Source organism: Sphingomonas sp. UBA978 (genome assembly GCF_002292295.1).
GTDB lineage: Bacteria > Pseudomonadota > Alphaproteobacteria > Sphingomonadales > Sphingomonadaceae > Sphingomonas.
This window is the reverse complement of the sequence record NZ_DBBS01000019.1, coordinates 60,446-77,261: the sequence shown is the minus strand read 5'-3', so window position 1 is coordinate 77,261 and position 16,816 is coordinate 60,446. Positions and strand designations below refer to the sequence as shown.

Sequence of the window (16,816 nt, the reverse complement as noted above, 5' to 3'; positions counted from 1 at the left end):
GCGGCGCGACCGACTTCATCGTCTCCAGCAACCGGTCGGGATAGCTGTCGACCGGCTCGACGCGATATTCGCGGAACAGCTCGGGACACAGCCGCACCATCGCCTCGCGGTTCTCGAGCATGTAGCTCACCCCCGACGGCGTGCGGGCATTGTCCTCCAGCACGTAGAATTCGTCCGGCCCGGTGCGGACCAGATCGATGCCGCAGATATGCGCCCAGATGCCGTGCGGCGGGCGCATCCCCGCGATCTCCGGGCGGAATTGCGGATTGCCGAGGATCAGGTCGGCGGGCAGCACGCCCTCCTTGAGGATGCGACGTTCGCCATAGATGTCGTCGAGGAAGGCGTTGATCGCCTCGACCCGCTGCACCAGCCCTTCGGACAGGCGCGACCATTCGTCCGCCATGAAGACGCGCGGCACGATGTCGAACGGGATGATCCGTTCGCGCGTGTCGGTGTCGCCATAGACCGCAAAGGTGATGCCGAGCTGGCGAAAGGTGTTCTCCGCCGCTTCCTGCCGACGGCGAAGTTCGCCGTCAGGCGTATCCTCGAGCCATTTGCCAAGAGCTGCCAATGCGGGACGCGGCGGAACATCGCCGGTCATCCCCATGATTTCGTCGAACGCCGGTCGTTTCCCCATCGGAACGGTAAAGCCCTCCACGACTTTGAGGTTCCATGCTGCGGGCAATCGCTGCGCTGCACAAGGGCCGTTTATGGCGGGATGCGGCACGGACCGGACATTTTGTCCCGGTAAGGGCGGGTTTCAGTGCAATGCGGCCAGCATCCCCGGCGTCAGCACCTGCGGCAGCACCCGCGGCTCCGCGGCGCCCGGCGCATAATAGAGGTACAATGGCACGCCGGCGCGGTTGTGCGCCTGGATGAACCGCCCGAGTGCGGGGTCGCCGTCGGTCCAGTCGCCGACCAGCACCGCCACCTTGTTGCTCGCGAAGGCCGCGCGTGTTGCGGCGGTGTCGATCGACGAAGCTTCGTTGACCTTGCACGACAGGCACCAGTCCGCGGTGAAATAGGCGAAGACCGGCCGCCCCTCCCGGCGCAACGCGGCGAGCCGCGCCTCGCTGAACGCATCGCCGCCGACCTTGGCCGGACGCGCCGCGCCGCCGGTCAGCGCCGCCGCCAGCCCGGCCGGCAGCACCAGCGCCGCCGCGGCCAGCGCCCAGCCGAAGCCGAGCCCGCGCTTCTGCCGCTGGCCGCCGAGGCCGAGCACGATGCCGGTGACGACGATCGTCGCCAGTCCCAGCGCCAGCCCGATGTTGCCCGCCTGTCGCCACGCCAGCCACAGCAGCGCGAGCACGGTCAGCGCCATCGGCACCGCCAGCACCCGGCGGAACCGCTCCATCCACAGGCCGGGTTTCGGCAGGCGGCGGCGCAACGCGGGTACGAAGCCGATCGCTAGGAAGGGCAAAGCCAACCCCAGCCCCAGGCCGGCGAACACCGCAAGCGCCGCCGGCCACGGCAGCACCAGCGCCGCACCCAGCGCCGCGCCCATGAACGGCCCCGAACAGGGCGTCGCGACGAACGCCGCCAGCGCGCCCGTCGCCACCGACCCTGCCGCGCCGCCATGCGAGGCGAATTGCGGCACCGGCACCTCGAACCGTCCGGCAAGGTTGAGCGTGATCGCAAAGGTCAGCGCGATCAGCAGCACGACGATCCGCGGGTCCTGCAGCTGGAACGCCCAGCCGACCGCCGACCCGCCGGCGCGCAGCCCGAGGATCAGCCCGCCGAGCGCGACGCACATCAGCACCGCGCCCAGCATATAGCCGAGCGCATCGATCCGCGCCGCACGCTCGTCCTCGCCGCCCCGCGCCAGATGCAGCGCCTTGAGGCTGAGGATCGGGAAAACGCAGGGCATGACGTTGAGGATCAGCCCGCCGAGCACCGCGCCGGCGAACGCCAGCAGGGCCGCGGACCAGCCGCTGCGATCGGTCGGCATCGCCACCGTGCCGGCGACGGCATGGACGCTCAGCCCCAGGTCGGGACCGATCCGCAGCACGCCCTCGATCCGCCCTTTCGGCGCACCGTCGGTCGCGATCAGCAGCCGGTCGCCATCGCGCGTCACCGTCTGCGGCGCGGCATATCTGACCATGTCGGGGCCATAGGGAAAGAAGGCCGCATCCCGCACTGTCGCCGCCGCGGGCAACGGCACCGCGATGACGAGCCTGCCGTCCTTCACCTGATAAGTGCCGGCCGCATCGAGCGGTTTGGGGATGGCGGCGCGCCAGCGGTCGAACCGGTCGCCATTGGCCGGCGCGCCGTCGCCGACGGTCAGGTCGAGCGCAAGGTCCTGCGCTTCCGGCACGCAGATCGCATTGGTGCAGACCAGATAGTTGATCGACAATCGTACCGGCAACCGCGTGCCCGGCGCCAGCCCCTGCGGCAGGTGCAGCGTCGCCAGCGGCGCATAGGGCGCCTCGTAGACATAGTTCATCAGGCCGGCGATCAGCAGCGTCGTCGGCACCGGCCATTGCAGATCGGCATCGGCGGTCATGCCCTTCGGCAGCGTCCAGGTCAGCGACGGCGCGAAGCCCGCATCGCCGGGATTGCGCCAATAGCCGTGCCAGCCCTTTTCCGGCCGGGTGTCGAGCGCGAGGGTCAGCGTCTGCCCGGCGCGCGGTGCCGCACTGTCCGGCACCAGCGTCATCGCGAGATGCGGCGGCCCGTTCGCGGGCGCGAGGTCGGCATGCGCCGTCCCCGTCGCGACCAACGCCAGCACCGTCATCAGCGCGCAACACAGCGCGCGCATCGCCGCGGTCATCCGATTTGCCATTCTTGCCCCATGCATCGCGCACCGCCATAGCGGTCGCGGCCCACTAACACGAGTGTCCCCGATGAAAGCGCTGATCGCCGCCGCCCTGTTCGCCACCGCCGCGCCGATCGCGGCGCAACAGGTGCCCGTGCCGGCACCGGCGCCGGCGCCGGCGGCCGTTACGCCCGCGCCGACGCCTGCGCCGGTCACGCCGCCGCGGCTGATCGTCGCGATCTCGGTCGACCAATTCTCCGCCGACCTGTTCCAGCAATATCGCAATCACTTCACCGACGGCTTCGCACGGCTGCTGACCGGCGTCGTCTTCCCGTCGGGCTATCAGAGCCATGCCGCGACCGAGACCTGCCCCGGCCATTCGACGATCCTCACCGGCATGCGCCCGGCGCACACCGGGATCGTCGCCAACAACTGGCTCGACCAGCGCGTCGGCCGCCCCGACAAGATCGTCTATTGTTCGGAGGACGAGAATGTCACCGGCTCCACCCACGACAGCTACACGGTCAGCGACAAGCATCTGAAGGTGCCCACGCTGGGCGAGATGATGAAGAACGCGCGCCCCGCCACCCGCGTCGTCTCGGTCGCGGGCAAGGATCGCGCCGCGGTGATGATGGGCGGCCACAAGGTCGACGAACTGTGGTGGTGGGACGGCAAGACCTATGTCAGCTACGCCGGCCGCGCCGTCCCGCGCGCGGTGCAGCGCGGCCGCGACGCGGTCGCCGCGCTGATTGCGCAACCGCAGGCGGCGCTGCCCCTTCCCGCCTTCTGCCGGTCGCTCGATCGTCCGATCACCGTCGCGGGCAAGGTGTTCGGCCAGGGCCGGTTCGAGCGCGCGGCGGGCGACCTCAAGGGCTTCCGCGCCTCCCCCGCCAGCGACGCCGCGGTCTTCGCGATCGCCGCGGGCCTGATCCAGGACATGAAGCTCGGCCAGGGCAAGGAAACCGACATCATCGCGATCGGCGCGTCGGCGACCGACTATATCGGCCATTCGCTCGGCACGCAGGGCACCGAGATGTGCATCCAGATGCAGCAGCTCGACCAGACGCTGGGCAGCTTCTTCGCCGCGCTCGACGGCTGGGGCCTCGATTACGAGGTCGTGCTGACCGCCGATCACGGTGCGCACGACATGACCGAACGCCAGCAGCAGCATGCGATGCCGATGGAGGAGCATGTCTCTCCGCAAGCCTCGATCAAGGCGGTCGATGCCGCCGTCACCGCCGCGCTGGGGCTGAAGGGGCCGGTGCTGCTCGGCGCGGAGGGCGACGTCTATATCGCCGACAGCCTGCCCGCGGCGACCCGCGCCAGGGTGTCGGCCGAGGCGCAGCGCCGCTTCGCCGCGCTGCCGCAGGTCGCCGCCGCCTTCCCACGCGCGCAGATCGCCACGCAGGCGATGCCGACCAGCCCGCCCGAAACCTGGACGCTGCTGGAACGTGCCCGCGCCTCGTTCGACGCGGACCGCTCGGGCGACATCCTCGTGCTGCTCAAGCCGCGGGTGACGACGATCGAGGCGCCAACGACCGGCTATGTCGAAACCCACGGGTCTCCATGGGATTACGACCGCCGCGTGCCGATCCTGTTCTGGCGCCGCGGCATGGCCGGCTTCGAACAGCCGCTGTCGGTGGAGACGGTGGACATCGCCCCGACGCTGGCGGCGACGATCGGCCTGCCGGTGAAGGGGTTAGACGGGCGTTGCCTCGATCTCGATCCGGGGGCCGGCGATACGTGTCTGAAGTGATGGTTCCCGCGAAGGCGCGACGCCGCGAAGAGAAGGAAGAGGGGTTCGCGCGGAGGCGCGGAGACGCGGAGGTGTCGCGATCGACGCGGAGCGTCCCGCTCGCCAACCCGCCGCGGAGACGAGGCTGGCCGCTGATGCGGCCGGGATGCCAAATATCCCTCCGCGTCTCCGCGTCTCCGCGTGAACCCTTCCTTCTATCCCTTCGCGGCTTCGCGTCTTTGCGTGAACACCCCTTCCGCCAGCGCCTGCCTCGGGCGATCGCCCTCACCCCCGCCACCCCGATGCGGGCGACGACGACCGGCCTGCCGGTCAAGGGGCTCGACGGGCGTTGCCTCGATCTCGATCGGGGGGGCCGGGGGTACGTGTCTGAAGTGATGGTTCACGCGAAGGAGCGACGCCGCGAAGAGAAGGAAGAGGGGTTCGCGCGGAGACGCGGAGACGCGGAGGTGTCGCCATCGACGCGGAGCGTCCCGCTCGCCAACCCGCCGCGGGGACGAGGCTGGCCGCTGACGCGTCCGGGATGCCAAATATCCCTCCGCGTCTCCGCGTCTCCGCGTGAACCCTTCCTTCTATCCCTTCGCGGCTTCGCGCCTTCGCGTGAACACCCCTTCTACCGGCTCCTGCCCGCAGCCATCGCCCTGACCCTCGCCACCCCGGCGATCGCTCAACACCGCCCCACGCCGATCCTCGCGTCGGAGTTCATCGACCCCGCCCCGCCCTATCCGCAGGCGCATGCCTCGACGCTGGTCGAGCTGCCCGACCGCAGTCTCGCCGCCGCGTGGTTCGGGGGCAGCGGCGAGAGCCGGCCCGACGTCACGATCCGGTTCGCCCGCCGCACCGCACGGGGCTGGGACACGCCCGTCACCGTCGCCGATGGCCGCGACGGCGACCGGCGCTATCCGACGTGGAACCCGGTGCTGTTCCAGCCCAAGGGCCAGCCGCTCCATCTGTTCTACAAGGTCGGCCCGTCGCCGCGCGACTGGTGGGGAATGGTCATCACCTCGACCGACGGCGGCCGCCACTGGGGCGCGCCGCGCCGCCTGCCCGACGGCGTGCTCGGTCCGATCAAGAACAAGCCGGTCGTCACCGCCGCCGGCACCTGGCTGTCGCCCTCCAGCCGCGAGCAGGGCACGCCGGCGCGCAACCGCTGGTTCCTGCGCATGGAACGGTCGGAGGATCGCGGCCGCAGCTGGCAGGTCGGGCCGGAGATCGCCTCGCCGATGGGGATCGAGGCGATCCAGCCGAGCGTCCTCACCCATCGCGACGGTCGCATCGAACTGGTCGCCCGCACCCGGCAGGGCGCGCTGGCGATGAGCTGGTCGCGCGACGACGGCCGCAGCTGGTCGCCGCTCGCGGCGATCGACCTGCCCAACCCCAATGCCGGCACCGACGCGGTGACGCTGGCGGACGGCCGCCAGCTCATCGTCTACAATCACAGCGCGCACCGGCCGGACACGCCCGGCGACGGCCCGCGCTGGCCGCTCAACGTCGGCCTGTCGGACGACGGCATCCACTGGCGCAACGTGCTGACGCTGGAAAGCGCGCCGGTGCCCGACGGCTATGCCTATCCCGCCGTGATCCAGACCGGCGACGGACTGGTCCACGTGACCTACACGCACAACCGCACGCGCATCCGCCATGTCGTGATCGATCCGCGGTTGCTGGAGTAGCGACGCCGCCCATCGGCGGCGATGTCGCCGGCGCTTGCAACCGGACGCCGTCTGCGGCTTTATCCTTCCGAACGGAACGGGAGATCGGTCGTGAAGCGGATGCTGTTCATTCTGGCGCTGGCATTACCCTCGCTTGCTGCGGCGCAATCGCCCGAATCGCGGTTCAACACGCCGGCACCGATCGGCCTTCAACCGCCGATGCCATTCATGAACTTGCCCTGGCAATCCGACGATACGCCGACGCTGCGCGATCAGAAGGTGCGATGGGCGATCGCGCTGCGCGAGGAAGCCGCCGAGCTGCTGCGGCAGGACGGCGGCACGCTGACGTCCGAGCACAAGGCCTATATCCGTCGCCGGGTACAGCGTATCCTCCACGGCACGTGATCGGCGCGCGGGTCGCTGACAATATTATTTCGTCCGGGTGCGGAACGGCGTGATCTGGCGCGTTGCGCGGAACGATGGATCGCGTCGCCTCGCTTGCAATGACGGCGTGCGAAGGCGCGCACCACTATCCGTGGTCAGCGCACCTCGAACATCCGGATGCCCGGCCCCAGGCGGTTGGCGCCCACCGCCAGCCGCTGGTGACTGAGATCGGCGACGAAGGCGGGATTGCCGGGCGCGCCGGGGGCCATGCGCGCGTCATTCTCCTCGATCCTGAGGCCGGCGGAGGAGAAGGTCCGGTTCTCCGCGGCGACGACGATCAGGCCGCTGCTGTTCTCCTTGCCCCGCCCCTGTACGAACGTGTTGCGCGCGATCAGACCCCGCGCGCCGTCGGGCAGATCGATCATGTAATTGGTCTTGCGCCCCGCGGTGTCGTCGAAGCTGTTATCGGTGATCGTCACGTTCGGCACGCGCAGCTTGACGTAATGGCCGCCGGTGCCGCGCTCGAAGCGCGAGCGGGTGATCGTCACGCTGCCCTTGTTGCCGAGGTAGATCGCGTGGCTGCAATTCACCGCCTCGTCGCACTGGCCCAACCCTGAAAAGGTCGAGCGGTCGACCGTGATCCGCTGCCCGGTCGGTTCGCCGCCGAGGATGCCCTCCTGACTGTCGAGGAACATGGCGTTGGTGACGGCCAGGTCGCCCATCTCGGCACGGATGCCGGCGCCATTGCCGTCCGACACGCTGTAGCCGCGGAACACCAGTCCATCGACCGCCGATCCCTGCCCGCGCAGCACCAGCGCCGCCTTGTCCTCGCACGTCTCCTTCTCGAAGATCGCGGTGCCGGGCTGGACCGCCTTGAAGGTGATGCGCCCGCCCTGCTGGACCGCGCACTGGCGATAGGTGCCGGGCGCGATCAGGATGGTTGCGGTCCCCATCCGCACCGACGACACCGCCGCCTGCAGATCGTCGAACCCCTGCCCGGTTTCGGCGATGGTGAAGGGCTTGCCGCCCTGCGCGAAGGCGGGCGCGGCGATCAGGGCGAGGGCGAGGAGGATGCGGGTCATGCCGCGATCCTGCGCCGGTAAGGTACACCGAAACCAGAGGCTTTCGCGGTTAACGCCGGTGCGCGATGGCGCGACCGGTTACCGTGGCCGGCCGCTGTCCCACAATGACGCGCGATTGCATGCGCGCGGCGTGATCGACTAGGGCGGCAAGACGGAGGCGGCCGGGGGGTCGGCCACGGGGGAGCAGGGCCGACGATGCACGCAATGTCACCGACGGAGGTCTTCCTCCTCGCGATCCTCATCATCTTCACGCTGCCCTGGCTGGTGTGGCGGCTGGGGCGCACCGATTACTGGGCGCCGCTGGTCGTGGTGCAGATCATCGGCGGTATCCTGCTCGGGCCGGGCGTGCTCGGCGCGCTCTTCCCCGATTATTATGCGTTCGTGTTCGCCGCACCGACCCTGGGCGCGCTCAACGGCATCGCCTGGTGGTCGGTGATGCTGTTCGTCTGGGTCGCCGGCCTCGAACTCGACGTCGGGGAGGCGTGGAAGCGGCGCCGCGAAACCGGCATCACCGCCGGCCTCGCGCTCGGCATGCCCCTGCTGGCGGGCAGCCTCGCCGCGCTCGTCATGCTGCGCTTTCCCGGCTGGCGCGGCGTCGACGGCGCCGACTGGCAGGTGGTGCTCGGCATCGGCATGGCCTGCGCGGTCACCGCCCTCCCCATCCTCGTGCTGCTGATGGAAAAACTCGACATCCTGCGCGCGCCGCTCGGCCAGCGCGTGCTGCGCTACGCCAGCCTCGACGATATCGCGATCTGGGGCGTGCTCGCGCTGATCCTGCTCGACTGGGAGCGGGTCGGGCGGCAGGCGGGCTTCCTGATCGGCTTCGCGCTCGCGACCTGGGCGATCCGCCGGCTGCTCCGCGCGATCACGGAGAACGACCGCTGGTACGTCGGGCTGATCTGGCTGGCGGCGTGCGGGTTCGCCGCGGACTGGGCCGGGCTGCACTTCATGGTCGGCGCGTTCCTCGCGGGCGCGGTGCTCGACGCGCACTGGTTCGGCGAGGAACGGATGGACCGGTTCCGTGGCACCATCCTGCTCGCGGTGATGCCGGTCTATTTCCTGTCGACCGGCCTCAAGACGCAATGGGGCGTCGGCGGTACCGCAGTGTTCGCCGCCGCCGCGCTGCTGCTGCTCGCCTCGGTCGGCGGCAAGCTCGCCGGCGTGCATCTGGCGGGCCGCATCCTGCAATGGCCGAAGGGCGACGCCAGGGCGATCGGCTGGCTGCTGCAGACCAAGGCGCTCATCATGATTATCTTCGCCAACATCCTGCTCGACAAGCATATCATCACCAACGAGACGTTCACCGCGCTGCTGCTGATGGCGGTGGCGAGCACGATGCTGACGATCCCGATCGTCGCGCCGATGCTGAAGCGCGACCCGGCGTTGCGGAAGCGGGGATTCTAGGCACCGCCCCGTCATTGCGAGCGCAGCGCGGCAATCCAAGGCGCCCTGGTCCGGTTCTGGATTGCCGCGCTACACTCGCAATGACGAACTGGAGATGGCGTCGTCGTCCGATCAGTCGAGGTTCGGCCGGAGCCAGCGTTCCGCCTGCTTCAGGTCCACCCCGCGCCGCGTGGCATAGTTCGCCACCTGATCCTGCCCGATCCGCGCCACGCCGAAATATTCCGCCTGCGCATGGCCGAAGTAGAATCCCGACACCGCCGCGGTCGGCAGCATGGCGAAGCTCTCGGTCAGCTCCAGCCCGGTGTTCGCCTCGGCATCGAGCATGTCGAACAGCGTCCGCTTGAGCGAATGCTCCGGGCACGCCGGATAGCCCGGCGCCGGCCGGATGCCGCGATACTGTTCGCGCACCAGCGCCTCGTTGGTCAGCTGCTCGCCCGGCGCATAGCCCCACAAATCGGTGCGGACATGCGCGTGCAGCCGCTCGGCGAACGCCTCGGCCAGACGATCCGCCAGCGCCTTCAGCAGGATGTCGTTGTAATCGTCGTTGTCCGCCTTGAACCGCGCGATATGCGCGTCGATGCCGTGGATGCCGACCGCGAAACCACCCATCCAGTCGCCGGCGGTATCGATGAAGTCGGCGAGGCACATGTTCGCCCGGCCCTCGCGCTTGGCGATCTGCTGGCGCAGGAACGGCAGCCGCACGGTCGCCTCCTGCGTGCGGTCGAGGTTGGGGATGTGGAAGCCTTCGGGAATGCTCGCGCCGTCCGGGCTGCGATGCGATTCGCGATGCTCGGTATAGACCCAAACGTCGTCGTCGTGGCGATGGCACGCCCACAGCCCGGCGACACCGCGCGCGGTCAGCCACTTCTCGGCGATGATCCGGTCGAGCATCGCCTGCGCGTCCGCGTACAATCCGGTCGCGCTCTCGCCGACGACCGCGTCGGTCAGGATCGCCGGGAAGTTGCCCGCGAGTTCCCAGGCGCGGAAGAACGGCGTCCAGTCGATATAGTCGCGCAGGTCGGCGAGGTCCCAGTCGTCGAAGCGATGCACGCCCGGCTGCGCCGCCGGCGGCGCCTTCAACGCCATGTCGAGCGTCAGTCCGCGTGCCCGCGCCTCGGCGAGCGGCAGCAGGTCGTTCTGCCCCTTGTTGGCGCGCGCGATCCGCACCTTCTCATATTCCTCGGCAACGCCGATGACATAGGCGTCGCGCTGGGTGTCGCTGACCAGCGTCGTGGCGACACCGACCGCGCGGCTGGCGTCGAGCACATGGACGATCGGCCCGTCATAGGCGGGCGAGATGCGCAGCGCGGTATGCACCTTCGACGTGGTCGCACCGCCGATCAGCAGCGGCATCGTCATGCCCGCGCGCTTCATCTCTTCTGCGACGGTCACCATCTCGTCGAGGCTCGGCGTGATGAGGCCCGACAGGCCGATCATGTCGGCGTCGTTCTCGTTCGCCGCGGCGATGATCTTCGACCAGGGCACCATCACGCCGAGGTCGACCACGTCGAAGCCGTTGCACTGGAGCACGACGCCGACGATGTTCTTGCCGATATCGTGGACGTCGCCCTTGACGGTCGCCATCACGATCTTGCCCTTGCCCTTCGCGCCCGGCTCCTTCGCCGCCTCGATGAAGGGCAGCAGATGCGCCACCGCCTTCTTCATCACGCGCGCGCTCTTCACCACCTGCGGCAGGAACATCTTGCCCGATCCGAACAGGTCGCCGACGACGTTCATGCCGTCCATCAGCGGGCCTTCGATCACCTCGATCGGGCGCGCGAACTGCTGGCGGCATTCCTCGGTATCGTCGACGACATGCGCGTCGATGCCCTTCACCAGCGCATATTCGAGCCGCTTGGTGACCGGCAGGCTGCGCCATTCCGCCGCCTGCTTTTCCGCGACCGCATCGGTGCCGCGATACTTTTCCGCCAGCGCGACCAGCCGGTCGCCCGCCTCGGGATCGCGGTTGAGGATGACGTCCTCGCAGGCGGTGCGCAGTTCGGGATCGATCGTGTCGTAGACGTCGAGCTGCCCGGCGTTGACGATCCCCATGTCCATGCCCGCAGGGATGGCGTGGTAGAGAAAGATCGAGTGCATCGCCCGGCGCACCGGCTCGTTGCCGCGGAAGCTGAACGACAGGTTGGACAGGCCGCCCGAGATATGGACGTGCGGGCAGCGCGCCTTGATCGCCTTGCACGCCTCGATGAAATCGACGCCGTAATTGTTATGTTCCTCGATGCCCGTCGCGACCGCGAAGACGTTGGGATCGAAGATGATGTCCTCGGGCGGGAAACCGATGCCCATCAGCAGGTCGTAGGCGCGGCTGCAGATCTCGACCTTGCGCTCCTGCGTGTCCGCCTGCCCGACCTCGTCGAACGCCATGACGACCACCGCCGCGCCATAGGCCATGCACTTGCGCGCATGGTAGAGGAACGCCTCCTCGCCTTCCTTCATGCTGATCGAATTGACGATCGGCTTGCCGGATACGCACTTCAGCCCCGCCTCGATCACGCTCCATTTCGAGCTGTCGATCATGATCGGCACCCGCGCGATATCGGGTTCCGCCGCGATCAGCTTGAGGAAGGTGGTCATGGCGAATTCGGCGTCGAGCAGCCCCTCGTCCATGTTGACGTCGACCACCTGCGCGCCATTCTCCACCTGCTGGCGCGCGACCTCGACGGCACGGGTATAGTCCCCGGCCATAATCATCTTCTTGAACGCCGCGGAGCCGGTGACGTTGGTGCGCTCGCCGATGTTGACGAACTGGGTAGCGGAGGCAGTGGTGGTCATTTCGGTCTTTCTAGCCCCTCCCCTTCAGGGGAGGGGTCGGGGTGGGGCCTGTCCCATCAGGCGATCGTTTCGGCGGAGGCGGTGTCCCCCACCCCAACCCCTCCCCCGAAGGAGAGAGGCGTCAGGTCACGCCGCCATCGTGAACGGCTCCAGCCCCGCCAGCCGCGTCCGCACCGGCGGCACCGGTATCCGGCGGGGATCGACCCCGCGCGCCATGTCGGCGATCGCCTTGATATGCGCCGGCGTCGATCCGCAGCAGCCGCCGAGCACGTTGACCTGCCCTGCCTGCGCCCATTCGCCGACCAGCCCGGCGGTCGTCGCGGGCTCCTCGTCATAGGCGCCCAGCTCGTTGGGCAGACCGGCGTTGGGATAGACCATGATGAGCGTGTCGCAGATCTCGCTCAGCGTCTTGACGTGCGGCCGCAGCTGCTCCGCGCCGAACGAGCAGTTGAGCCCGATCGTCACCGGCCTGGCATGCCGCACCGCATGCCAGAACGCCTCGACCGTATGACCCGACAGGTTGCGCCCGCTGAGGTCGGTCAGCGTCATCGACAGCATCAGCGGCAGGTCGCGGCCGAGATCGTCCGCGGCGTCCAGCGTCGCCATGATCCCGGCCTTGGCGTTGAGCGTATCGAACACCGTCTCGATCAGGATGAAGTCGGCGCCGCCCTCGACCAGGGCATCGATCTGTTCGCGATACACGCCCTTCAGATAGTCGAAGTCGATCTCGCGATAGCCGGGGTCGTTGACGTCGGGCGACAGCGACAGCGTCTTGTTGGTCGGCCCGATCGCGCCGGCGACGAAGCGCGGCCGGCCGTCGCGCGCGGCGAATTCGTCGGCGATCCGCCGCGCCATCGCCGCGCTCTCGACGTTGATCTCGCGCACCAGATGCTCGGCGCCGTAATCGGCCTGGCTGATCCGGTTCGCCGAGAAGGTGTTGGTTTCCGCGATATCCGCCCCCGCCTCGAAATAGGCGCGATGGATCGAGGCCGGCACCTCCGGCTTGGTCAACGCGAGGATGTCGTTGTTGCCCTTCTGGTCGTGGGACAGGCCCAGCGATCCGGCGTAATCGGCTTCCGACAGCTTCCAGTTCTGGATTTCGGTGCCGAACGCGCCGTCGGTGATGAGGATGCGCTTGGCGGCTTCGCCCAGGAATGTGTCGCGGATGGTCATGTCTTGTCCTTGAAAGCCCCCCTCGGTCAGGGGAGGGGCTTGATTGCCTTACGCCGCCGCCGCGGCGTTCACCGGCTTCGACCGCACGCCAAGCAGATGGCAGATCGCGAACGCTAGCTCCGCGCGGTTGAGCGTGTAGAAGTGCAGCGACTTCACCCCGCCCGCATATAATTTGCGGGACAGTTCCGCCGCCAGCGTCGCCGCGATCAGCTGCCGCGCCGCCGGATGCTCCTCCAGCCCGTCGAACAGGCGCGCCATCCATGCCGGCACCTCGGTCCCGCACATCGCGCTCATCCGCACGACGCTGGCGAAGTTGGTGACCGGCATGATTCCCGGCACGATCTCCGCGGTGATCCCCGCCGCCGCCACCTTGTCGCGATAGCGGAAGAAGGTTTCGGGTTCGTGGAAGAATTGCGTGATCGCCCGGGTCGCGCCGGCATCCAGCTTGGCCTTCAGATTGTCGATGTCGGCCGCCATGTCCGGCGAATCCGGATGGCATTCGGGATAGGCCGCGACCGAAATCTCGAACGGATGCAGCCGCTTCAGACCCGCGACCAGCGCCGCCGCATTCTCGTAGCCGCCGGGATGGCTGGCGAATTTCGCGCCGCTCGCGGGCGGATCGCCGCGCAGCGCGACGATATGGCGCACGCCCGCCGCCCAATATTCCTCCGCAACCTGATCGATCTCCGCCTTCGTCGCCTCGACACAGGTCAGGTGCGCCGCCGCGGCGAGGCTCGTCTCGCGCTGGATGCGTGCCACCGTCGCATGCGTCCGCTCGCGCGTCGACCCGCCCGCGCCATAGGTCACCGACACGAAGCTGGGTGCCAATGGCTCCAGCGTCCGCACCGCGTCCCAGAGCTGTTCCTCCATCTTCTCGTTCTTCGGCGGGAAGAATTCGAACGACACGTCGAGATCGCCCGCGACGTCCGCATAGAGCGGCGCCTTGAGCGCGATCTGCGCCTCCTCGAGCTGGTTCACCGAGATCGTCATGCCGCCCCAACCCTCTTCCCAAAGCTCTTCACTGGCACCTCACGCAAATTCGCACCGGACTTGCGTCCGAGCCACAATGTCACCGTCAGTTCGCCGCCCTCGAGCGTATCCGTCCGCGCGAGCGTCAGCCCGGCATTGCCGAACCAGCCCGCGATCTGCTCGTCCGCGAAGCCCAGCCGGGTATGCGCGTCGCGCGTGCGCAAATCCTCGCGATCGTGCGGGGCGAAGTCCGCGATCAGCAGTCGCCCGCCCGGCCCCAGCACGCGCGCCGCCTCGGCGATCGCCGCGCCGGGCTGCTGCGCGAAATGCAGCACGTGATGCAAGATCGCGACGTCCGCCGCACCATCCGCCATCGGCAGCGCATAGAGATCCGCCTGCCGCAATTCGGTATTGGGCCGGTCGTGCAGCTTGGCACGCGCCAGCCGCAACATCTCCGACGACCGGTCGATGCCCAGCGCCGTCTCCGCCTGCCCCCCGAACACCTCGAGCATCCGCCCGGTGCCGGTGCCGATATCGATCAGGCTGCCGATCGGGCCATCGCCCAGCACGCCCGCCATTGCCGCCTCGACCTCGCTCTCGGCGATATGCAGCGAACGGATCGCGTCCCATTCGTCGGCATGGCCTTCGAACCATTGCGCCGCGCTCGCCGCCCGATCGGCGCGCACCGCGGCGAGGCGCGCGGCATCGGCCACCGCCCAGTGATCGGGCTCGCTCTTCTGCCACTGGTCGATCGCGGCGGCGACCGGCTGCGTCGCCGCCTGCCGGCCGAGCGCGACGAACACCCAGCTGCCCTCCTTGCGGCGCTCCGCCAGCCCGGCGTCGCACAGGATCTTCACATGCCGGCTGACGCGCGGCTGGCTCTGCCCGAGCACCTGCGCCAGCTCGCCCACCGACAGCTCCATCGAGCGCAGCAGCGAAAAGATGCGCAGCCGCGTCGCATCGGCTAAGGCACGGAAGATATCGAGGGCGAGGGTCATGTCGCATCAACATATAAAGATATCTTTATATGAGGTCAACGCGGACCCGAACCGGCCATGCTGCGTTTGCAGCCGGTCAGTGACACCTGGGAGATTATCATGAAGCGCCTGCTGATCCTCGCTGCCCCGCTCGCCATCGGCCTCGCCGCGTGCAGCCAGAACACGCAGAACGAAACCGCCGAAGCCGGCAATGCGATCGCCGCGGATGCCGAGGCGACGACGCGCAACGCGGTCAGCGACGTGGATGCCGCGACCGATCGGGCCTTCGGTTCCGCCGAGCGCAACCTCGACAATGCCGGCGAGCGGATCGATGCGGCGACGGATCGCACCGGCGAGCGCCTCGACGCGAGTGCGGACCGTGCCGGCGCGGCGATCAGCAACGGCGCCGATCGCGCCGCCGACGCGACCGGCAATGCGCTGGAGCGCGCCGGCCGTACGCTGAAGGACTAAGCCGCTCGTTCGGGGGAGTATGGTCGCATGTCGCGTTTGATCCTGTCGGCCACGCTCCCCCTGCTGCTACTCGCCGCCTGTTCGCGCGGCGGCGACGGCGACGATCCCGGCGCGGTCACCGCGGACGAAGCCGCGCAGCTGAACGACGCCGCCGCGATGCTCGACGCCAACAGCATCGACCTCGACGCCGCCACCTCCAACGACACGGACACCGCGCCATGACCGCCACGCGCCGCCTCGGCTCCACCGACCTCCGGATCGCGCCGCTGGTGCTCGGCGGCAACGTTTTTGGCTGGACCGCCGATCGCGCTGCCAGCTTTGCCGTGCTCGACGCCTTCGTCGCGGGCGGCGGGACGATGATCGACACCGCCGACGTCTATTCCGCCTGGGTCGACGGTCATCGGGGCGGCGAATCGGAAACGATGATCGGCGAATGGCTCAAGGCGAGCGGCAAGCGTGATTCGGTGCTGCTCGCGACCAAGGTCGGCATGCTGCCCGGCGACGGCGGCGACAAGCTCGCCCCCGCCCGTATCGCCGCCGCGGCGGAGGCGTCGCTGCAACGGCTCAGCACCGATCGCATCGATCTCTATTATGCGCATCAGGACGATGACGATGTACCGCAAGAGGCGGTGCTGGAGGCGTTCGGCAGGCTCATCGACGCCGGCAAGGTCCGCGTCCTCGGCGCCTCCAATTTCCACGCCGCCCGGCTGAAGTCCGCGGTCGATGCCGCCAAGGCAAGCGGCCTGCCCCGCTATCACGTGCTCCAGCCCGAATATAATCTGGTCAGCCGCCATCGGTTCGAGGGCGAATTGCAGGATTATTGCGTCACCGAAAATATCGGCGTGTTGCCTTATTACGGCCTCGCCTCCGGCTTCCTGACCGGCAAATACCGTAGCAGGGACGACCTCGGCCAGAGCGTGCGCGGCGGCCGGATGGGCGATCTGCTCGACGGCAAGGGCGCCGCCGTGCTGGCGGCGGTGGACGGCGTGGCGGAAGAGACCGGCGCAAGCCACGCGCAGATCGCCTTGGCCTGGCTGATCGCGCAGGACGGCGTCACCGCCCCGATCGCCAGCGCGACGCGGGTCGACCAGCTGGAAGACCTGCTGCCCGCAATGGAGCTGGAACTGACCAAGGACCAACTCGACCGACTGGACGCCGCCGGGGCGTAGGGTCTCGCTTCCTCGGTAAAGCCCGGTGGGCGTTTAGAGCGGGATGACATCGAACTGATCCGTCATTGCGAGCGCAGCGAAGCAATCCAGGGCGTCCTGGTACGGCTCTGGATTGCTTCGCTGCGCTCGCAATGACGAATATTCGGATCAATCCGATGTCATCCGATGCTAGATAAGCCGAAGACCGAGGAAGGGGCGTACGTTCCTGTTCCCCGGCGAAGGCCGGGGCCCAGTCGC

The 16,816-nt window shown here is 68.6% G+C and carries 14 protein-coding genes; 7 read left to right on the top strand and 7 right to left on the bottom strand.

Annotated elements, in window-relative coordinates:
* Together B2515_RS11795 and B2515_RS11790 are read right to left on the bottom strand one after the other, a co-directional pair.
* Positions 1-637 (bottom strand): circularly permuted type 2 ATP-grasp protein (locus tag B2515_RS11795; protein WP_293876522.1); only part of this gene is annotated, 637 nt, incomplete at its 3' end.
* Positions 638-760: 123 nt separating this feature from the next.
* Positions 761-2,758, bottom strand: a complete 1,998-nt coding sequence (locus tag B2515_RS11790) for a protein-disulfide reductase DsbD family protein (protein ID WP_414711391.1) — start codon at positions 2,756-2,758, stop codon at positions 761-763.
* 85 nt (positions 2,759-2,843) lie between these two features.
* Here B2515_RS11790 and B2515_RS11785 point away from each other — a divergent pair, with 85 nt between their 5' ends.
* The 3 genes from B2515_RS11785 (at position 2,844) to B2515_RS11775 (ending at position 6,565) form a co-directional block, all read left to right on the top strand.
* Positions 2,844-4,511, top strand: coding sequence for an alkaline phosphatase family protein (locus B2515_RS11785; RefSeq protein ID WP_293876518.1), 1,668 nt, complete (start codon positions 2,844-2,846; stop codon positions 4,509-4,511).
* Between the two features lie 446 nt (positions 4,512-4,957).
* The gene (locus B2515_RS11780; protein ID WP_293876516.1) at positions 4,958-6,181 is read left to right on the top strand and encodes a sialidase family protein; all 1,224 of its coding nucleotides are present in this window, start codon (positions 4,958-4,960) and stop codon (positions 6,179-6,181) included.
* Between the two features lie 90 nt (positions 6,182-6,271).
* Positions 6,272-6,565, top strand: coding sequence for a hypothetical protein (locus B2515_RS11775; protein ID WP_293876514.1), 294 nt, complete (start codon positions 6,272-6,274; stop codon positions 6,563-6,565).
* A 134-nt stretch (positions 6,566-6,699) separates the two neighbouring features.
* Here B2515_RS11775 and B2515_RS11770 read toward each other — a convergent pair whose 3' ends face one another.
* Entirely contained in the window at positions 6,700-7,626 is a 927-nt protein-coding gene (locus tag B2515_RS11770; RefSeq protein ID WP_293876512.1) for a right-handed parallel beta-helix repeat-containing protein, read from the bottom strand.
* Positions 7,627-7,821: 195 nt separating this feature from the next.
* On the opposite strand from B2515_RS11770, the gene B2515_RS11765 reads away from it, so the two are divergent.
* The gene (locus tag B2515_RS11765; protein WP_293876510.1) at positions 7,822-9,030 is read left to right on the top strand and encodes a cation:proton antiporter; all 1,209 of its coding nucleotides are present in this window, start codon (positions 7,822-7,824) and stop codon (positions 9,028-9,030) included.
* Positions 9,031-9,141: 111 nt separating this feature from the next.
* On the opposite strand, the gene metH is transcribed toward B2515_RS11765, so the two are convergent.
* The 4 genes from metH to B2515_RS11745 form a co-directional block, all read right to left on the bottom strand.
* Complete coding sequence (gene metH / locus B2515_RS11760; RefSeq protein ID WP_293876508.1) at positions 9,142-11,820, bottom strand: methionine synthase; 2,679 nt, start codon at positions 11,818-11,820, stop codon at positions 9,142-9,144.
* Positions 11,821-11,946: 126 nt separating this feature from the next.
* Positions 11,947-12,993 carry a homocysteine S-methyltransferase family protein gene (locus B2515_RS11755; RefSeq protein WP_293876506.1) on the bottom strand — a complete coding sequence of 349 codons (1,047 nt, stop codon included), beginning with the start codon at positions 12,991-12,993 and terminating at the stop codon, positions 11,947-11,949.
* 48 nt (positions 12,994-13,041) lie between these two features.
* Positions 13,042-13,983: a methylenetetrahydrofolate reductase [NAD(P)H] gene (gene metF / locus B2515_RS11750; protein WP_293876504.1), complete on the bottom strand. Its 942-nt coding sequence runs from the start codon at positions 13,981-13,983 to the stop codon at positions 13,042-13,044.
* Positions 13,980-14,960: an ArsR/SmtB family transcription factor gene (locus B2515_RS11745; RefSeq protein WP_293876502.1), complete on the bottom strand. Its 981-nt coding sequence runs from the start codon at positions 14,958-14,960 to the stop codon at positions 13,980-13,982. Before B2515_RS11745 ends, metF begins: the two co-directional genes overlap by 4 nt.
* 99 nt (positions 14,961-15,059) lie before the next feature.
* Here B2515_RS11745 and B2515_RS11740 point away from each other — a divergent pair, with 99 nt between their 5' ends.
* The 3 genes from B2515_RS11740 to B2515_RS11730 are packed head-to-tail and all read left to right on the top strand — an operon-like array spanning position 15,060 to position 16,579.
* Positions 15,060-15,410: a hypothetical protein gene (locus B2515_RS11740; protein WP_293876500.1), complete on the top strand. Its 351-nt coding sequence runs from the start codon at positions 15,060-15,062 to the stop codon at positions 15,408-15,410.
* A 27-nt stretch (positions 15,411-15,437) separates the two neighbouring features.
* Entirely contained in the window at positions 15,438-15,632 is a 195-nt protein-coding gene (locus B2515_RS11735) for a hypothetical protein (protein ID WP_293876498.1), read from the top strand.
* Positions 15,629-16,579: an aldo/keto reductase gene (locus B2515_RS11730; protein WP_293876496.1), complete on the top strand. Its 951-nt coding sequence runs from the start codon at positions 15,629-15,631 to the stop codon at positions 16,577-16,579. Before B2515_RS11735 ends, B2515_RS11730 begins: the two co-directional genes overlap by 4 nt.
* Positions 16,580-16,816: the final 237 nt, after the last annotated feature.